Genomic DNA, 2844 nt, shown 5'->3' on the forward strand with positions numbered 1-2844 from the left:
ATAGAAACTTATTAACCAAGTAGTCTTGATTGACTACACCATTATTATACTAGCGAGGAATAAGATTATGAAGAAGAGAATTTTGGCAGCAGTATTAACCGCAGTTATGGCAATGGGTGCCCTCACCGGATGTGGCAGCACCGCAGGCAAGGACAATTACACCATTGGTATCATGCAGTACGCCGTACATGGTTCCCTGGACAACTGTCGTGAAGGATTTATTCAGGGGCTGGCAGAGGAAGGTATTGTAGAGGGTGAGAACCTGACGATCGAATATGTCAATGCACAGGCAGACAACGGAACTTCCGCCATGACCGCCAGCAACTTCGTAAGTAAGAAAGTAGATATGATCTGTGCTATCGCAACTCCTTGCGCTATGGCAGCATACAATGCTACAATGAATACAGATATTCCCGTGATCTACACTGCAGTATCTGATCCTGTGGAAGCAGGTCTGGCCAATGAGGATGGTACTCCCGTAGGCAACATCACCGGTACTTCCGATGCACTGGCAGTAGATGCACAGTTGAAAATGATCCGTGAGGTACTTCCTGAAGCGAAGACCATCGGTATCATCTACACCACCAGCGAAGCAAACTCCATCAGTACCATCGCAGAGTACAAGGCTCTGGCAGGCAACTACGGATTCGAGATCGTGGACAGCGGTGTTACCGCAATGTCTGAGGTAGCTCTGGCAGCAGCGGATATCGCATCCAAGGTAGACTGCATTACCAACCTGACCGACAACACCGTAGTAAGCGCACTGCAGACGGTATTGGATGAGGCTGGCAAGGCAGGCATCCCCGTATTTGGTTCCGAAGTAGAGCAGGTTAAGGCTGGCTGCGTGGCATCCATGGGTCTGGAATACATCGAACTCGGCAAGCAGACCGGTAAGATGGCAGCAAGAGTCCTGAAGGGAGAGGCAGAAGCTTCCGAACTGAATTTCGAAGTAATCTCCGAGCCCAGCCTGTATGTGAACTTTGCAGCAGCAGAGAAGATCAACCTGGAACTTCCCGAGAATTACAAGACCGATGCTTACCAGTCCTTTGATGAGATCGTAGTACAGTAATCAGGAAATAGCTGCCGACAGGCAGAAAATAATAGAGTAATCCGGATATACAGGATTTTAAGAATGGAGAAAAATATGGCGTTATTATTAAGCGTACTGGAACAAGGAATGATCTACGGCATCCTGGCACTGGGTGTCTACATTACCTATAAAATACTGGATTTCCCGGATCTTACGGTCGATGGCAGCTTCCCCTTTGGGGCTGCCATCACTGTGCGTCTGATCAACGGTTTCGGCGTCCCGGCAATCCTCACCCTTCCCATTGCATTCTTAGGCGGAGCACTGGTGGGAATCTGTACCGGATTGATCCATGTGAAGTTGAAAGTAAGAGACCTGCTTTCCGGTATCATTATGATGACCGGTCTGTATACCATCAATCTGTGGGTGGCAGGCTCCGGCTATGTAGCTATTTTTGATAAGGAAAATATTTTCAACAACAGCTTTGTGAACAGCATTACCCCCTCTTTTTTGTCGAATTTCAAAAATGTGATCATTATTTTCCTAATCACCATGGTGGCAAAATATCTTTTAGACTGGTACATGAGTACCAAGTCCGGATTCCTGCTGCGTGCCGTAGGTGACAATGATACTATCGTTACCAGCCTCGGTGTGGATAAAGGACTGGTGAAGATTGTGGGACTGTCCATTGCCAATGGTCTGGTATCCTTAAGCGGTTGTATCTATGCACAGCAGCAGAGAAGTTTTGAGATTTCCATCGGAACCGGTGCGGTAGTCATCGGTCTGGCCAGCGTTATCATCGGCACCAGCCTGTTCAAGAAGGTAACATTTTTCCGTGTGACCAGCAGTGTTGTGGTGGGATCCATTCTGTATAAGGCATGTGTGGCAGTAGCCATGTTCGCAGGTATCAGCCCTAATGCCATCAAGCTGATCACAGCAGTCCTGTTCCTGATCATTCTGGTGGTCAGCATGGACAGAAAGAAGGTGAAAGCATGCTAGAACTTATCAATATCAACAAGAATTACAATCCCGGTTCGGTCAACGAGCTGTGCCTGTTCAGGGATTTCAACCTTACGGTAAAGGACGGAGAATTCGTATCCGTTGTAGGAAGCAACGGTTCCGGTAAGACTTCCATGCTGAACATCATCTGTGGAAGCATTGCGGTGGACAGCGGCAAGATTCTGATCCACGGAGAAGATATTACGAGACAGAAGGATTATATTCGCCAGCGTCGGATCGGCAGAGTCTATCAGGATCCTTCCAAGGGAACCTGCCCCGGCATGACGATTTTAGAGAACATGTCCATTGCGGAGAATAAGGGCAAGCCTTATAACCTGGGACGTGGTGTGAATAAAGCAAAGCTGGAAGAGTATCGCGAGATGTTACGTCCCTTAAATCTGGGACTGGAAGATAAGATGGGGGTGCAGGTCGGCTCCCTCTCCGGAGGACAGAGACAGGCACTGGCGCTGCTCATGGCTACCATGACACCGATTGATTTCCTCATTCTGGATGAGCATACCGCTGCGCTGGATCCCAAGACTGCGGAGATCATCATGGAGCTCACCGATCAGGTCGTAAAGGAGAAGAAAGTGACCACTATTATGGTCACCCACAATCTGCGCTATGCCGTGGAATACGGTAACCGCCTGATCATGATGCACGAAGGAAAAGCCATCCTCGACAAAGCCGGAGAAGAGAAGAAGACCATCAACACCGAGGAGATCATGGCGATCTTCAACCGCATCAGCGTAGAGTGCGGTAACTAAATGGAAAGTTAGTTAAATACATTGGCAAAATCCACGAACTCCCGGAGCATG

At 48.5% G+C, this 2844-nt stretch carries 3 protein-coding genes; all 3 read left to right on the plus strand.

What is annotated here, in order from left to right; translation table 11 throughout:
- Positions 1 to 67 precede the first annotated feature (67 nt).
- The 3 genes from DWZ61_RS19320 to DWZ61_RS19330 all read left to right on the plus strand — a co-directional run bounded on the left by DWZ61_RS19320 (position 68) and on the right by DWZ61_RS19330 (position 2793).
- Positions 68 to 1069, plus strand: a complete 1002-nt coding sequence (locus DWZ61_RS19320; RefSeq protein ID WP_117466904.1) for an ABC transporter substrate-binding protein — start codon at positions 68 to 70, stop codon at positions 1067 to 1069.
- Positions 1070 to 1144: 75 nt separating this feature from the next.
- Positions 1145 to 2026 (plus strand): ABC transporter permease, encoded by an 882-nt coding sequence (locus DWZ61_RS19325; RefSeq protein ID WP_118540111.1) that lies wholly within the window; start codon positions 1145 to 1147, stop codon positions 2024 to 2026.
- Entirely contained in the window at positions 2020 to 2793 is a 774-nt protein-coding gene (locus DWZ61_RS19330) for an ATP-binding cassette domain-containing protein (protein WP_022312941.1), read from the plus strand. Before DWZ61_RS19325 ends, DWZ61_RS19330 begins: the two co-directional genes overlap by 7 nt.
- The last annotated feature ends 51 nt before the right edge of the window (positions 2794 to 2844 follow it).

The organism is Clostridium sp. AF34-10BH (genome assembly GCF_003478095.1).
Taxonomy (GTDB): Bacteria; Bacillota; Clostridia; order Lachnospirales; family Lachnospiraceae; genus Acetatifactor; species Acetatifactor acetigignens.